The sequence below is a fragment of the Streptomyces sp. NPDC057445 genome (genome assembly GCF_042802855.1).
Lineage (GTDB): Bacteria > Actinomycetota > Actinomycetes > Streptomycetales > Streptomycetaceae > Streptomyces.
Genome location: NZ_JBHVDH010000021.1, coordinates 74,758 through 88,746, shown reverse-complemented (window position 1 = coordinate 88,746; position 13,989 = coordinate 74,758). Strand labels below are relative to the sequence as shown.

The window sequence follows — 13,989 nt, the reverse complement described above, 5'->3', positions numbered from 1 at the left end:
CACCTGCTGTCGCGGACCTCCTCGCCGCGACACGATCGCGCCAGAGGCGGCCCGCCGGCTTCTCAGAACGCGTTGTGAAGCCGCAGTCGCAGAGGGCGGCCGTCCGGATCGACGATCACGCGGTAGAGCGGCGTGGCGAGCAGCCGCTGCACTCGCGAGAGCTCCGGTGGCCGGTAGGCGCGCAGACGTCCGGGCGGCCGTGGACCCGAACGGCCGTTTTCGTGCCAGGAGTCCAGCGCGGCCGCTGCTGCCGCGAAAGCGTCGAAGGCACCTACCGGATCGCACAGGACGTCGGGGGTCTGCGGGTCCCCGGGTTCCTCCCGGTCCAGGTGCTCGCGCGCGAGCATCAGCCGGAGGTTCCTGGCGAAGCGGCGCGCGCCGTCGCCGAGACCACCGGGGTCCTGCGGTTCCCGGAGGTCCGTGGTCTCGTCCAGAACCGCGCAGCTGAGTTCGGAGTCGTGCGTCCAGGAGCGCAGGTTGATGTTGTCGGAGCCGGCCGCGGCCCACACGTCGTCGATCACGCACACTTTGGCGTGCACGTACACCGGTGTCCCGGCATGGTTCTCGATCCCGTACACCGCGACCCGCCCGCCGCCCGCCCTCCGCAGGGACTCCAGGGCGGTGATGCGGCCGATCAGGTTCATCGGCAGTGTGAGCGGGCCGTCCTGCTCGGGGACGGTGGGGATGACAGCGATGAGGCGTAGCCCGGGGTTGGCCCGGAGCGCCCGGGCGAAGTACTTCACCACGTTCGGGGACCACAGGTACTGGTCCTCCAGATAGATGAGTGCCCGGGCCCGCCGCAGTGCCTTCAGGTAGGCACGCGCGATGCTGCGTTCACCGTCGGGGGCGAAGTCGTAGCCCCGCAGCAGCCGGTTGGGGTACGTGCGCAGCACCTGCACCGTGTGCGTGCCGCAGGGCGGGGGATCGGGCAGCTGAGGGGGCAGTGGGTCCGCGTGGGTGTCCTCGCGGTGCAGCCGTTCGCGCAGCCGGGACAGCGGGCTGCGGCTGAGGGGCGCCGGGTCCGTCCAGCGTTCCCGGAAGACGGTCTCGATGTCGCCGACCGCCGGGCCCCGGATCGCGAGCTGGATGTCGTGCCAGGGCGGGTGCGGTCCGTACGCGTCGGCGATGGGCTGGGAGTGGTCGTCGCCGCCGTGGTCGATGTCGTCGTTGCGGTTGTGGGACAGGTCGATGCCACCGATGTACGCGATGTCGAGCTCGGGACGCCCGGGATGGCGCAGGAGGACGCACTTCTGGTGGTGCGAGCCGCCCGGACGGACCCGCATGTCCAGCAGGTACTCGCCGCCACCCGCCCGGACCTCCTTGCCAAGGTGGCGGTTCTCCTCCTCGCTGAACTGGAAACTGTCCAGGTGGGACCGCCAGACCAGACCCTTGACGACGACTCCGCGCCCGGCCGCCTCGCGCAGAACGGTGCCGATCTCGGTCCCGGGTCCCGCGAGCCGTTCGTCGGGATCGCCGCGCCAGTCGGTGAACAGCAGCAGGTCTCCGGCCCGCAGAGCGCGGACGGAGGCGAGCAGCTCGGCGAAGTACGTCGCGCCGTGGACCAAGGGGCGGGCTTCGTTGCCGACCGACCATGCGGTCCCGTCGGGGCGCCGACGGTCCAGGCAGGTGGCGGGATTGCCGCGTTCACTGGCCGTCAGCAGCCAGTCGGTGGGTTCCACGGAACGGCACCTCCGACCTACGACGCTGGGGACCACGTGCGCTTCCAGCGGTCTCTTGCGTACCGCTCTCGGGCCGATCCCGTGGACTGCGACATCAGCGCCGACGCGCGGGAGACCCTCGTGTCCCACCGTAGTGCCCCACCGACCCAGACCGGCAGACTGCGTCCGGCGCGGTGCGTCGTGGACGACGGCCGGTCGTCGCGGTGGGCCGCGGAACGCTTCCAGGCCGGCCACGCCACCGCCCACCGGATCCTGGCCCGTCACCGGGAGCGGGATTCGTCCCGCGGTCGACGTTCCTGACCGCGGGGCTGTCCGGAGGGGGCACGGTGGACACGGGGAGTCCGGCTTCAGAAATGCGCCCGGCTTCAGAAATGCGCGGTCACGCTTCAGCGGGACAGCTCACCCGCTGCCCGTGGACGGATGGCGGTCGTTCGCGGACGCATGGCCTCCGGGAACGGCCAACCTGCCGGCTGCATCCTTCGAGACCGACTTCGGTACGGCGTATGCGGACTGTCGTACCGAAGTCGGCGGCGGCCGACGGGGGTTGCGGCGGGACGCCGGTCGGTTCAGTAGGCGAAGCTGGACTTGCCGGTCCTGGAGGTCGCGACATGGTCGATGCCGCTGCCTGCGGGCAGGACGACCACGGGCTTGTCGGTGGAGTTGGTGGTGCCGTCGCCGAGCTGCGCATTGGCGTTGGCTCCCCAGGCGAGCACCGAGCCGTCGTCGAGGGCGGCGACGGTGTGGTCGAGCCCGCCGGCGATGTCCCGTACTCCCTGCAGCCGGTCGATCGGGACGGCGGTGGTGCGGTTGGTGGTGGTGCCGTCCCCGAGCTGGCTGTTGCTGTTCCTGCCCCAGGCGACGACGGATGCGTCGTCCAGGACGGCGAAACTGCTGTAGGCGGTGGCGGAGATCCGTGCGACGGCGCTGAGGTACTGAACGTCGACGGGGACGCTGCTGTCGGTCACCGTGTCGTTGCCGAGCTGGCCTTCGGTGTTGCGGCCCCATGCCTTGACGATGCCGTCGGCAGTCAGGGCGAGGACGAAGTCGCAGCCGACCGAGATGGCCGCGACGTCGGTGAGGTCATTGACCTTCTGCGGAGTGTTGCGGGCCGTGGTGTTGCCGGTGCCGAGCCTGCCGTTGTCACCCGCCCCCCAGGTCCAGACGGTGCCGTCCTCGCGCAGGGCGACGCTGAAGTCGCAGCCGGCTCCGACGTCCTTGACCTTGGCGAGGCTCTGCACGTCGACCGGGGTCTTCTGCACTCCACCGGGGTCGGCAGCGGTCACACCGGTGCCCAGCTGCCCCTTGGCGTTGCTGCCCCAGGCGAGGACACGGCCGCCCTTGACCGCGAGGACATGAGTGCTCCCCGCGGAGATCTCACTGACGCCGGAGAGCCCGGCGACAGTGGCGGGGAAACTCTGCGATGTGGTCGTGCCGTTGCCGAGCTGGCCGGTGAGGTTGGCGCCCCACGACTTGACAGTGCCGTCCTTGAGCACGGCGACGGCGAACGGGTTCGTGGTGGCGTCGCCGCCTCCGGACAACTCCCGTACGTGGTCACGGGCGATGCCCTGGACGTCGGACGGCGTCTGCTGATTGACGGTGCTGCCGTTGCCGAGCTGACCGAGACCGTTGGTTCCCCAGCCCCGTACCCAGGGGTCGGTGCCGACCGCGTGGGCCGGCAGACAGGGCGCCGCGAGGACGGCGAGAGACAGGGAGGCGGTGATCGCGGTGCGCAGGGTGATCGTCATGCCAGGGCCTTTCTGGGAGGGAGAGAGACTGGTGGGAGCAGGCCGGTTCAGTAGGCGTAGCTCGACTTCCACACGGTGGAGGTCGCGGCGCGGGTCGTGCCGCTGCCCGCGGGCAGGGAGCGGACCGGCGCGAGAGACGCCGTGGTGGTGCCGTCGCCGAGCTGACCGGCGCTGTTGTCACCCCAGGCGAGGACCGACTGGTCGTCGAGCACGGCCAGGGTGTGGTTGTATCCGCCGGCCATGGACTCGACACCGACCAGGTGGGGCAGGGGGACGGGCGTCGTTCTCAGGGTGGTGGTGCCGTCGCCGAGCTGGCCGGCCCAGTTCCCGCCCCAGGCGCTGACAGTTCCGTCGTCCAGGATCGCGAAGTTGTGGTAGCCGCCCGCGAAGACTGCGGAGACGCCCTCGAGCTTGTGTACATCGACAGGGATGCGGCTCTCGGAGGTGCTGTCGTTGCCGAGTTGGCCGTCGACGTTGCGGCCCCATGTCTTGACGGTGCCCGCGGCGGAGAGGGCGACCCCGTGGTAGCAGCCCGCGGAGACGGCCACGATGTCCTCAAGGCCCTGCACCTTCTTCGGCGTGTTCTGGTCGATGGTCGAGCCGATGCCGAGCTGACCCTGGGAGTTGGCGCCCCACGTCCAGACCGTGCCGTCCTCGCGCAGGGCGACGGCGTGGTAGCAGCCCGCCGCGACGTCCTTGACTCCGGCGAGGCTCTGCACGGCGACCGGGAGGCTCACGGGGCCGTCCGTTCCTGGTGCGGTGATGCCGTTGCCGAGTTGACCGCTGGTGTTCCTGCCCCAGGACAGCACCCGGCCGTTGCGCACGGCGAGCCCGAAGTTGACGCCGGCGGCGACATCGGAGGCCCCGGAGATCGCGGAGACCGCGGAGGGGAAACTCTGCGAGGTGGTCGTGCCGTTGCCGAGCTGCCCGTCGACGTTGGCGCCCCAGGACTTGACGGTGCCGTCCTCGAGCAGGACCAGTGCGAAGGGATTGTTGTCGTTGCCGCCCCCTGCCGCCAGTTCACGCACCTCGTTGCGCGCGATGCCGGCGACCGATCCGGGGGTCTGCTGGTTGAGGGTGGTGCCATTTCCGAGCTGCCCGACGCCGTTCAACCCCCAGGCCCGCACCCAGGGGTCTCCGGTTTCGGCACCGGCGGGCCGGGCGGTAGCGGCGAGCGAGGCCAGGGTGAGGGGAACGGCCAGCGCAACGGTGAGAGCGGTGCGCATGCGGCCCCGGGCGCCGGAACGCTCGGCGGAGGAGGAATACGTGAGTGTCATGAGCTTCTCCGGCTCAGTACGCGTACGTCGTGTTGCCGCCGAGCGAGGCAGACACATCCTTGATCGCGGATCCCTCGCTGAGGATCTTCACGGACTCGTAGCGGGCCACGGTGGTGCCGTTGCCGAGCTGGCCCTCGCCGTTGTGCCCCCACGTGAAGACGTCGTCGGCGGTGACGGCGACGCCGTGGCGCGCCCCGGCAGCCAGGTGCTGGACCCCTTCCAAGCGGGGGATCTCGACCGGAGCCGTGCGGTTGGTGCGCGAGACGTTGGCGTCGAACGCCTCATCGGCTTCAAGCAGCTGGCCGTACTGGTTGTTGCCCCAGCCCCAGACCTTGCTGTCGCTGGTGATCACATAGTTGTGGTGGGCGCCGGCCTCGATGGAGGCGACATCCTCGAGCCAGTCGACGTCGACCGGGGCGGTGGAGGACTTGGTGCTGGAGTTCCCGAGCTGACCGTAGAGGTTGTAGCCCCAGGACTTGACGGTGTTGTCGGCGGTGAGTGCGAGTGCGTGGTAGCAGCCGGCGTCGATCGCGACGATGTTCTCCAGACCGGTGACCTGCCGCGGTACGGCGCTGGTGGCGCGGTTCCCGGTGCCCAGCTGGCCGTGGATGCCGCGGCCCCAGGCGTAGACCTTGCCGTTCTCCAGCAGGGCCAGGCTGAAGTCGCAGCCGGCGGAGATCTGCTTGACCTTGGGCATTCCCTGGACGCGGTCCGGGACGGTACGGCTGTCGCCGGTGCGGTTGTTCCCGAGCTGCCCGTAGGTGTTGTCGCCCCAGGAGTACACCTGGCCGCTCGTGTCGAGAGCGAGGCCGTGCTGGCCGCCGGCGGCGATGTCCTTGATACCGGTCAGTCGTGGGACGGTGGTGGGCACGGTCTGGTTGGCACGTCCGCCGTTGCCCAGCTGGCCGGAGGAGTTGTGTCCCCAGGACTTGACGGTCCTGTCGGTGCGGGCCAGGGCGAACGAGTCGGAGGACGACGTACCGCCGCCGGAGAGCTGGTCGACGTCGCCACGGAAGAGGCTGGTCACAGAGGAGGGTGAAAGGCTGTCGGTCATGGTGCCGTTGCCGAGCTGGCCGGTGCGGCCGGCGCCCCAGCTCAGAACGGTCGGGTTGCCCTCGTTGGCGATGGCGGTGGGGGCGAGTCCGGACACGCCGGTCAGAGCGGCGGCCGTGGCGAGTGCGGCGACGGCGAGGCCTGTGCACCTGCGCAGGGGGCTGCGACGGGAAGGGGACATGGCTCTCCTTCGGAGGAAGGGCGGGCACACGCGCGGGCTGCGACGTGCTTCAGGGGGATATGCGTGCGGGGCACGACATGCTTCGGCCTCTGGGCTCGAAGGGCTCACGGCCGGGAGCCGGCAGCCGGGATGGGGCTACCGGTCATCGAGCAGACTGCCCTACGAAGATCGTCAAAGGCGAGTCAAAACCGCCGAAGTACCCGTATGGCGGAAGGTCGTTCGGATCGGCCGGGGCGGTGTCACCGATCCGCCGAAGCGGTGAGCCGGGACTTCCGGCGCGCCGCCCGTGTGTCCTGCCGTGACGTCGAGGGGGATCTGGGTACGTTCGGCGTGCGCTTGGTGATCTTGGTGGCAGGGCTCTGCCCCGTCCCGGCGCTCCCCTCGTCCCTCTCCCAATTTGTCTCCACCTGCCGGGAGTTCGCATGCACCCCCTCATGACCGTACGTCGCGCCCTGCTCACCTCCGCTCTCGCCTCAGCCCTGTCCGTCACCGGCGTTCTGCCCCTGGGCGGGTTCGTCTCCCTCGCCCGTGCCCACGCCCGTGCCCACGTCCCGGCGGCGGCCGAATGCCAGCCGGAGGACCAGGCGTGCAAGGACCGCGAAGCCAACGAGGAACAGGCGAAAGAGATCGACGAGCAGCAGAAGAAGACCCAGGCGGCGGCCGACAAGGCCGGCAAGGACATCGACGAGACCGGCAAGAAGATTCAGGAATGCCAGCCGGGTTCGAGCGACTGCATGGAGAAGTTGGCCGGCAAGGGCGAGCGTGAGGAAGGCGGGATCACAGACATGACCAACACCATCGACACCTACCGCCCGGAGCCCGCCGACAACGCGAAGGAAGCCGTCGAGTCGACCTGTGAGGGCTTCCCCGCTTCCCTGCCGGAAGGGTCCACGGACGCGGGCAGTTCCCCCTTCCCCGTCTCACAGCTGTGCGCGCTCCTCGGACCCTGAGTGGCGCGGGCGCGGTGAACACCGTGTCCCGTCCCGGACATCCGCGCACCACTCTTCCTCAATCCCCGAACAGAAGGGACTTCCCCATGAGCACGCGCCCACTGCGCCGCGCCACGCTCCTCGCCGTCCTCGCCCTCGGCATCGCCGTACCGCTCGCCCCACCTGCCGTCGCCGAACAGGACGCCGGGAAGGTGCCCACGGCCCGCGGCTTCACCGCCGACCGTCGCGAATCATCGATCGGCGACATCGTGGAGTACTGCGGGACCCAGCGGTCCGCCTGCACCTTCCAGATCGACCCCACCGCCGACCGTGAATACACCACGGCGGTGAAGTCGCTGGGCAACGCGGTGGTCAACTGCACCACCGATCCCATGCAGATCGACCGGACCGTGACCCTGCGCACGAGCAGCTCCGACAACATCGGCGGCGAGATCTCGGGCAAGGTCACCGCGGAAGGCACCGTCACCGCTTCCGGCGAGGTCACCACGACTCTCGGCAACGAGACCAGCAGCAACATCAAGACGCCCAACCTCAAGGACGGGCCGACCTCGGAGAACGGCACCAAGGTCAACGTCGGCGGCGGGGCCAAGGTCTCCGGCTCCCTGAGCGCGAAGCTGGCCTTCGAGGCCGCGTTCAAGGCGACGTACTCCAAGTCCTGGACGATCGAGAACACCGAGACCACCACCTACAGGACCACCGTCAAGCCCTACGACATGCTGGTGTTCGGAGCGAGCGCGGCGATGCGACGGGTCGTTGGCAAGCTCGTCACCGACAAGGGCCAGACAATCACCAACGTGGCCGTGGACAGCCCCTCCATGGTCAACAGCAGCACCTTCGTCGCCCAGACCTACGCCGTCCCCGACAAGCTCTGCGGCCGCAAGCGTCCCACCGGCGACACGGCCACCGACGGTGACACTTCTCCCTGATCCCCTGCGTACGAGCCCTGTCGCACACGCGCAGGGCCGGTCAGCCTCGTAGTTCCGCACAACAAAGGAGCACCCCCACCATGCGCCGCCCTGTCCGCCCGCCGCTTCACCTCCTGGCCGCCTTCGGTGTCGCCGGGCTGATGCTGCCGTCCGTCACGACACTCGACGCGGCCGGCGCCACGGCATCGCAACCCGTCCCCGTGCTCAACGGCGACTTCGCAGAACCCGCCATGAAGGGGGAGGGCCCCGTCACCGTCGCCATCGACTTCTGGACAGGCGCCAACCAGCGCTACTCGCCCTCTGCTTCAGGACGCGCCGACAACTCCCATGGCGTGGCGCTCCAGAAGGACGGCAACTCCCTCCAGCAGCGCCTGCGGGGAGTGCGCGCCGGAGCCAAGGTCACGGTCAGCTACGAAGACAGCCCGGCGGTGTCCAAGGAGTGCACCGGGGAACAGGTCGCCGACGGCCAGCCGTACACGGTGGAGGGTGTTGGCGGACAGATCCGGCAGGCCACCACGGCCGGCGATCCCGACCGTGCCAAGGGCAGACCCGGACCGGGACGTTGGACGCGGCGGACCTATGAGTTCACCGCCGGCGAGAACGAGCCGATGCTCACTTTCACCTCGAAGGTCACCGACACCCGAACCCATGTGACCTGCACTCCCATGATCGCCAGGATCCGTGCCGTCGAGGTGCCCCCGGCTCTGGACAAGACCGTCGACAAGACGACACTGCAGAGGTCCGAGGCCTACAAGGGCAATGAGCGCGAGAAGTGGCTGCACAACGCCGCCGCCGCCTGCAACGGTGAGAGCGCCTGCACCTTCCGGCCCGACCTCCGTACTTCCTTCCGCTACTACGACAGGGCAAGAGTGATCGGAGAGGCGTTCATCAACTGCACGCGCAATCCGCTGGAGCACACCCGCACACTCTCCTACGCCGAGCGCAGCCACGACAGCATCGCCCAGACGTACGCGGACGCACAGCTCGCCCTCGACGAGGTGGCGCGACTGCCCACGACCGGAGTGCGGCAGGAGGACGAGAAGCGGCTCAAGGAGCGCCCCATGGCTGCTCAGTTCGCGCTCGCCTACGAGAAGGGATGGCACCGGCCCTGGCAGTGGTTCAGCAGTGACCGGCGGGAGGTCGTGGAGAAGATCCAGCCCGGCGAGGTCAGTTGGGTGGAGATGCAGCCCAGCAGGGAGCGCGTCGAGGGCTGGTTCGTCAGCAAGAAGGACGACTACCGGCTGCACGCCGTCATCGACGGACCCTCGCGGGCGGTACCGGACCGCATCCTCCAGCGCACCGGTCCCATGACCGAGTCCGAGAAGCAACGCTGCGCTGCAGCCCGGCCCATGACCACCACACCCGTGGGCGCGGATGACCCGGCGAGCTCCGCCGACAAGGGGCTGCTGGACATTCCTGCACCCACGGCACCCGGCGACCGGACGGCTCGGAGCGTGCCAATGGGGTGAGGTTCGCCGAGGCGTTCGCCCGCGTGTTCGTCGACGTGGTCCACCAGGACGATCGCGACATCGCCGGTCTGTGTCCCCTGCCCCGGGTCGGCGTCAACCGGCGCCGCCTGGCCTCCAGTCACGCTGCGCGGAGGGAGGATCGCGCATGGGGCCGCCGGGTACGGCAGGCCGAGCGCCGCCGTCGCTCACCCCCGTCCGGGCGCTCCGAGTGCTCCGGACGGGGGCGGGCGGCGGCGTGTCGGTTTGAGACGCTGCACAGCCCCGGCTTCGCCGGGCCGCTGCGGCGCCGCGCTCGGTGTCGGTACCGCAGCAGATGACACACCCCCTCTACGGCGGAGTCGCCGGCCACCCTTCTTTCGGCGTCAGCTGACATCCCGGATGCGGCCGGGAAGCGGGCGCCGGAACGGCACTGTTCACCGGTCGGCATCATGGTGGACAAGACCGACGCGGTCAGAAGTCCGACAAGGGCTTCGGCTTTGTTCAGCGGGACGGCGCGGCCGAGGACGTTCTCGTACACTGCTCCGCCATCCAGGGGCGGCGGCTTCAAACCGCACCGTGAATGTGTCGACTCCCCGGCGTATGCGCTATCGCCAGGGGCAGGGAGATCGGCTGCTATACGCCGTTGGCTTCCTTGACCAGGCGGCGGGCTCGCAGCACGCGGGCCATGGTGTAGACGCGCATGGCGGTGAATACGAGGACTGCCGTGCCGATGGCGGCCATGACCGGTTTCTCGTCCCGGGCAGCCGCGTAGAAGAGAAAGCCGCTGAAGGGGACGCCCAAGGCGACGAGCAGGGGCTCGCGGACCCAGAACGGGAGGACGCGGAGAAGTATTCCGAGCATTCGGTTACCTCATCAGTTCCAGGCCGGCATCGGCTGTGGTGGAGCCCACAGTTCCGGGAGTGGTGTCCGCCTTCTCGACCACGGGTAGCGGGGAATGCTTTCTTGCACCAGTCATCGGTACTCGCCTATCCCGTGTTTGCGCGGGGCATCGGGGGGATCACGGCTCTCGTCGCGGTGGACGTGGCCGGGGCGTGGCACGGCGCTCCAGCGGCCGTTGGCTGCCACGTCAGCGGCCACACGGCCCGTCGGCACCCGTTGTCACACTTCGGGCTGCCACGTCGTCCACCTGATGCCACAGGCTCCACGCATCCATCAGGGAAGGACGAGCACGATGAACCAGACCATCTTGGTCACGGGCGGCAGCGGAAATCTGGGAAGCCATGTCATCGGTCAGCTGACCGGGCAGGGACGGCAGGTGAGAGTGCTGTCGCGCAGCGTCCGGAGCCGCCACGGCGCGCCGGCGGTCGAGTGGTGCGTGGGAGACCTGGCAACGGGCGAGGGCCTCGACCAGGCGCTCGAAGGCGTCGGCACCGTCGTCCACTGCGCCACCGACGGCCGCACACAGCACGGCGACGTCGCGGCCACGGAGAACCTGCTGAAGGCCGGGGCCCGCGCCGGCAGCTCCCATGTGGTGTACGTGTCGATCATCGGCGTCGACCGCCACCCGCTGCCGTACTACCAGGGCAAGTACCGGTGCGAGCAGGCGATCCAGGAGTCCGGACTGCCCTGGACCGTCCTGCGCGCGGCGCAGTTCCACGACTTGGTCCACTTCGCACTGCACCAGGCGGCCCGGCTACCGGTGATGCCCGCGCTCGCCGACACCCGGTTCCAGAGCATCGACACGGCCGAAGTCGCCCGCCGTACAACGGAGCTCGCCATCGGCGAAGCCCAGGGGCGGGTGGCGGACCTCCCCGGGCCGCAGACACTCGCGATGGCCGACATGGCCCGGATCTACCTCCGCGGCACCGGGAGGCGGCGCCCGGTCCTCCCGATCACACTGCCCGGGAAGGTCGCGAGGGCCTACCGCCAAGGACTCCATCTGGCGCCGGCACCTCTCCCCGGCGGCCGGACCTTCGAGGAGTTCCTCGCCGCCGGGCCCGAACTGAAGCCCCCCGCCGCGGCCCGCAGAGCGGCCCGGTAGGCCGTCGGCGAGCGGGCGCGCCCCAAGACCAGGCGTTCGGCGACCCATCTTGAACAGCAGCGAGCGGCCAGAGGCGGCCTGTGCTGCCCCGGAACGAAGGGAGCCGGTGGTGAGCGTGTCCGCTCCGCTGTGGGCCTTGGTCTGAGTGCGTCCCCGGCGGTGTCCGGTTCGGTGTCACCGCCAGCCGAAACGGCGGTCCACTACCGCCGCGAACTCCTCCAGGGTCAGTACCGCGTCCCCGTTCTGGTCGGCGGCGTCGAACAGTGCGGAAGAGGCATCGGCGTCCCCTACGCCCCAGAACGGCAGATCCCCCGACGCGGCTAGCTGTGGGCCTCTCGTCCGCAGGGCAGTGATCACCTCCTCGCGGGTCAGGGTCCCGTTCTGGTCGAGATCGAGCGCCTCGAACAGCCTGCGGGCCTTGTCACTGATCACGTCGTCCCCGTCCCTTTCGCTGATGGGCGGGCCGGCCCGCCCACTCACGGTCTCCAACGCCTCCGGCCCCGCCCCGGTTCCCCCGCAGGGTGCCACGCGCCGCGCCGTCTTCCGTCCCGCGGCCGCCCTTGCCGTCGCCCAGCGCTCACGCCCGTCTGTCCCGGCCTCATGGCTGTAAGGAGTGGAGCATGCCGAACCCGCCGGACGACTTCGAAGAAGCGCAACCAGATCATCTTTGACGAGTTCCGGCACGACCGGAACCCCATCGCGCTCGCCCCGGGGGAGTGCACGGCGGGGCCGGAGAGGGGGGACTGTGAGGTCCCACTGAGATGCTATCTTAGGTAAGCCTAACCTAAGGAGTGTTGATGGCGCTCGCAGACGTACGCGTGGACGAACCCACTGCCGCGGAACGGATTCGTTCGGTCCTGCTCGCTTCCGGTTCCCTGAGCCTGACAACCGGCGGAACCTGCTACGACCTGACAGCCATGCACACCGTCGACGACAAGGGACAATTGCGGGTTCACGCCCCGGCGGACAGTCCCCTCGCAGCTGAGGCCGTGTTCGCGCCGCGCGGACTGCTCGCCGGCCTCGCGCAGTTCACCGACATCGCGCCCACAGCGGTCCGCGACCGGGTCCGGGCCAAGGTCACCCTCTCCGGCTGGCTCACACCGGCCGACATCCAGGCGTCGCCGGACGTGCTCATGCTCCGTCTCGACGCCGCGCGCGTGACCATCGAGCGAGACGCCGGCGCCGAGGTGGTCGGCCTTGACGAACTGGTGCTTGCGCACGCCGACCCGTTGGCCGGACAGGAGGCAGCACTGCTGTGCCACCTCGACCACGATCACCACGACGTGGTCACTCAGCTCAGCCGTCTCGCCGACCTTCAGGTGCTGCGAGGAGCCCTGCGGATCCGCCCGCTGGCCCTGGATCGATATGGCTTGACCCTGCGCTGCGAGTACTCCAGCGGGCACCACGACTTCCGTATCTCCTTCCCCACTCCGGTGCGCGACCCGGCCGAGATCCGCGAGCAGCTCGAGCGGCTGCTCGTCCGGGTTCGCCGCGACCACGCGCACGGCCGCCGTGCCGGGCACTCGTGACCGGACCATCGAACGAGCGGCCACTCCCTCAGGGATGCGGCGTGCCGTACGACCAGGTGGCGGCCATCATTCGCGCGGCACCCCGCGCCGCGGCCCTCTACTCGGTGCCGTGTTCCCATGGCGGTGCCGCGAGGATCCCGGCTGAAAAGGCAGGTCCGGGGCGGCGGGCAGAACAGGCCCCGCTGACAAGCTCCCTCGTGACGGCGAGGGGAGGAGGTTGGTTCTGACTGCTTGCGAGTGAACGGCAGAGCTTTGCGCTCGCGTCGAACCCAAACGGGAGATCAGCGACGTTAGGGTACTCCCGTGCCGCTGAGCTGTGTCTTTGTGAACCTCAAGCCCGGAGTCGGCAAGACGACCAGTGCTGTATGGCTGGCACATGCCCTTCATGAGTCGGGCTACTCGCCGCTGCTGGTCGACGGCGACCCGGCCTCCTCCGCGCTGCGCTGGAGCGAACTGGCGGAAGGCTTTCCGTTTCCCGTCATCGCCTTGCCGGTGGGAGACGTGCACCGTCGTGTGAACGACTTCCTGGGCGATAGGCAGGCCGTGGTGCTCGACGCGCCGCAGCTGGAGGACCATCCTCGCATCGCCCGCAGCATCATGAGGTACGCGAGCGAGTGGATCATCCCCGTGACCCCCGCTCCCATCGAACTGGACCGGATGGGTCCCATCCGGTCCGAGATGGACGAGGTGAACTCCCTGCGTGCCGAGCCGGCCCGGGCCGCAGTCCTGCTCAATCGCACCAATCGTCCCGACGCCACGCGCACCGGCCCCGATGCTGACGCTCGTGAGGCGCTCACCGAGTGGGGCTTCGTGGTGTTGGACACCCAGATTGCACGGCTCGAGCTGTACGCCCAGTCGTTCGGAAGTCCGGTCCGGGCCAAGGGGTCGGCGTACATGGACCTCGCAGTGGAGCTCATCAAGCGTCAGGGAGAGGCATGAAGGAGCGGAAGGACAGGTACCGCGCGGCGCTGGAGCGCGTCGGTGACAGCGCTGCCCGGTCCTCGAAAGTCACCACGCTGGACAGCAGATATGTCCGCGTGACCATCGAAGTGGACCCGGACCTGCAGAGAAGCCTGACGCGATGGGTGGGTCCGCCACTCTCCGTGCTGGTGCTCGCCGGCACGACCGTCCTGCGCGTTGTCACCGATACTGCCGCCAGGGTGCCCCTGCCTGTCGGTGGTGCCCGTCGTTCGTAACGA

General features: G+C 69.4%; 14 protein-coding genes and 1 pseudogene. 9 read left to right on the top strand and 6 right to left on the bottom strand.

The window, feature by feature from the left end:
• Nucleotides 1–62: 62 nt before the first annotated feature.
• Nucleotides 63–1,679, bottom strand: coding sequence for a phospholipase D family protein (locus ACFU5O_RS30715; RefSeq protein WP_384245434.1), 1,617 nt, complete (start codon nt 1,677–1,679; stop codon nt 63–65).
• Between the two features lie 120 nt (nt 1,680–1,799).
• Here ACFU5O_RS30715 and ACFU5O_RS30710 point away from each other — a divergent pair.
• Nucleotides 1,800–1,949, top strand: a pseudogene (locus tag ACFU5O_RS30710) (IS481 family transposase); the annotation flags it as partial.
• A 296-nt stretch (nt 1,950–2,245) separates the two neighbouring features.
• Here the strand turns inward: ACFU5O_RS30710 and ACFU5O_RS30705 are convergent.
• Genes ACFU5O_RS30705 through ACFU5O_RS30695 form a run of 3 tightly spaced genes read right to left on the bottom strand, consistent with a single transcriptional unit; the run spans nt 2,246 to nt 5,935 of the window.
• Nucleotides 2,246–3,424, bottom strand: coding sequence for an RCC1 domain-containing protein (locus tag ACFU5O_RS30705; protein ID WP_384245433.1), 1,179 nt, complete (start codon nt 3,422–3,424; stop codon nt 2,246–2,248).
• 47 nt (nt 3,425–3,471) lie between these two features.
• On the bottom strand, nt 3,472–4,701 hold the full coding sequence (locus tag ACFU5O_RS30700; protein ID WP_384245432.1) for an RCC1 domain-containing protein: 1,230 nt from the start codon (nt 4,699–4,701) through the stop codon (nt 3,472–3,474).
• A 13-nt stretch (nt 4,702–4,714) separates the two neighbouring features.
• Nucleotides 4,715–5,935: an RCC1-like domain-containing protein gene (locus ACFU5O_RS30695; protein ID WP_384245430.1), complete on the bottom strand. Its 1,221-nt coding sequence runs from the start codon at nt 5,933–5,935 to the stop codon at nt 4,715–4,717.
• A 434-nt stretch (nt 5,936–6,369) separates the two neighbouring features.
• On the opposite strand from ACFU5O_RS30695, the gene ACFU5O_RS30690 reads away from it, so the two are divergent.
• The 4 genes from ACFU5O_RS30690 (at nt 6,370) to ACFU5O_RS30675 (ending at nt 9,839) form a co-directional block, all read left to right on the top strand.
• Entirely contained in the window at nt 6,370–6,885 is a 516-nt protein-coding gene (locus ACFU5O_RS30690) for a hypothetical protein (RefSeq protein WP_384245429.1), read from the top strand.
• Between the two features lie 86 nt (nt 6,886–6,971).
• Nucleotides 6,972–7,811, top strand: coding sequence for a hypothetical protein (locus ACFU5O_RS30685; protein WP_384245428.1), 840 nt, complete (start codon nt 6,972–6,974; stop codon nt 7,809–7,811).
• Between the two features lie 80 nt (nt 7,812–7,891).
• Nucleotides 7,892–9,280 carry a hypothetical protein gene (locus tag ACFU5O_RS30680; RefSeq protein ID WP_384245427.1) on the top strand — a complete coding sequence of 463 codons (1,389 nt, stop codon included), beginning with the start codon at nt 7,892–7,894 and terminating at the stop codon, nt 9,278–9,280.
• 409 nt (nt 9,281–9,689) lie between these two features.
• Nucleotides 9,690–9,839: a cold shock domain-containing protein gene (locus ACFU5O_RS30675; RefSeq protein WP_384245484.1), complete on the top strand. Its 150-nt coding sequence runs from the start codon at nt 9,690–9,692 to the stop codon at nt 9,837–9,839.
• A 53-nt stretch (nt 9,840–9,892) separates the two neighbouring features.
• Here ACFU5O_RS30675 and ACFU5O_RS30670 read toward each other — a convergent pair whose 3' ends face one another.
• Nucleotides 9,893–10,120, bottom strand: coding sequence for a hypothetical protein (locus ACFU5O_RS30670; RefSeq protein ID WP_384245426.1), 228 nt, complete (start codon nt 10,118–10,120; stop codon nt 9,893–9,895).
• A 331-nt stretch (nt 10,121–10,451) separates the two neighbouring features.
• Between ACFU5O_RS30670 and ACFU5O_RS30665 the strand changes: the two genes are divergently transcribed.
• A complete protein-coding gene (locus ACFU5O_RS30665; RefSeq protein ID WP_384245425.1) occupies nt 10,452–11,261 on the top strand; it encodes an SDR family oxidoreductase in 810 nt (269 codons plus the stop codon).
• A gap of 174 nt (nt 11,262–11,435) precedes the next feature.
• Here the strand turns inward: ACFU5O_RS30665 and ACFU5O_RS30660 are convergent, their stop codons facing one another.
• Entirely contained in the window at nt 11,436–11,690 is a 255-nt protein-coding gene (locus ACFU5O_RS30660) for an EF-hand domain-containing protein (RefSeq protein WP_384245482.1), read from the bottom strand.
• A gap of 368 nt (nt 11,691–12,058) precedes the next feature.
• Between ACFU5O_RS30660 and ACFU5O_RS30655 the strand changes: the two genes are divergently transcribed.
• The 3 genes from ACFU5O_RS30655 to ACFU5O_RS30645 all read left to right on the top strand — a co-directional run bounded on the left by ACFU5O_RS30655 (nt 12,059) and on the right by ACFU5O_RS30645 (nt 13,986).
• Nucleotides 12,059–12,790: a DUF2470 domain-containing protein gene (locus ACFU5O_RS30655; protein ID WP_384245424.1), complete on the top strand. Its 732-nt coding sequence runs from the start codon at nt 12,059–12,061 to the stop codon at nt 12,788–12,790.
• Between the two features lie 303 nt (nt 12,791–13,093).
• Nucleotides 13,094–13,729 (top strand): AAA family ATPase, encoded by a 636-nt coding sequence (locus tag ACFU5O_RS30650; RefSeq protein ID WP_384245422.1) that lies wholly within the window; start codon nt 13,094–13,096, stop codon nt 13,727–13,729.
• A complete protein-coding gene (locus ACFU5O_RS30645; protein WP_384245421.1) occupies nt 13,726–13,986 on the top strand; it encodes a hypothetical protein in 261 nt (86 codons plus the stop codon). Before ACFU5O_RS30650 ends, ACFU5O_RS30645 begins: the two co-directional genes overlap by 4 nt.
• Nucleotides 13,987–13,989 lie beyond the last annotated feature (3 nt).

What these genes read in the sequence shown, in the direction of transcription:
- ACFU5O_RS30705 (WP_384245433.1), bottom strand. Translation starts at nt 3,424, where the DNA reads ATGACGATCACCCTGCGCACCGCGATCACCGCCTCCCTGTCTCTCGCC.
- ACFU5O_RS30700 (WP_384245432.1), bottom strand. Translation starts at nt 4,701, where the DNA reads ATGACACTCACGTATTCCTCCTCCGCCGAGCGTTCCGGCGCCCGGGGC.
- ACFU5O_RS30695 (WP_384245430.1), bottom strand. Translation starts at nt 5,935, where the DNA reads ATGTCCCCTTCCCGTCGCAGCCCCCTGCGCAGGTGCACAGGCCTCGCC.
- ACFU5O_RS30690 (WP_384245429.1), top strand. Translation starts at nt 6,370, where the DNA reads ATGACCGTACGTCGCGCCCTGCTCACCTCCGCTCTCGCCTCAGCCCTG.
- ACFU5O_RS30685 (WP_384245428.1), top strand. Translation starts at nt 6,972, where the DNA reads ATGAGCACGCGCCCACTGCGCCGCGCCACGCTCCTCGCCGTCCTCGCC.
- ACFU5O_RS30680 (WP_384245427.1), top strand. Translation starts at nt 7,892, where the DNA reads ATGCGCCGCCCTGTCCGCCCGCCGCTTCACCTCCTGGCCGCCTTCGGT.
- ACFU5O_RS30670 (WP_384245426.1), bottom strand. Translation starts at nt 10,120, where the DNA reads ATGCTCGGAATACTTCTCCGCGTCCTCCCGTTCTGGGTCCGCGAGCCC.
- ACFU5O_RS30665 (WP_384245425.1), top strand. Translation starts at nt 10,452, where the DNA reads ATGAACCAGACCATCTTGGTCACGGGCGGCAGCGGAAATCTGGGAAGC.
- ACFU5O_RS30655 (WP_384245424.1), top strand. Translation starts at nt 12,059, where the DNA reads ATGGCGCTCGCAGACGTACGCGTGGACGAACCCACTGCCGCGGAACGG.
- ACFU5O_RS30645 (WP_384245421.1), top strand. Translation starts at nt 13,726, where the DNA reads ATGAAGGAGCGGAAGGACAGGTACCGCGCGGCGCTGGAGCGCGTCGGT.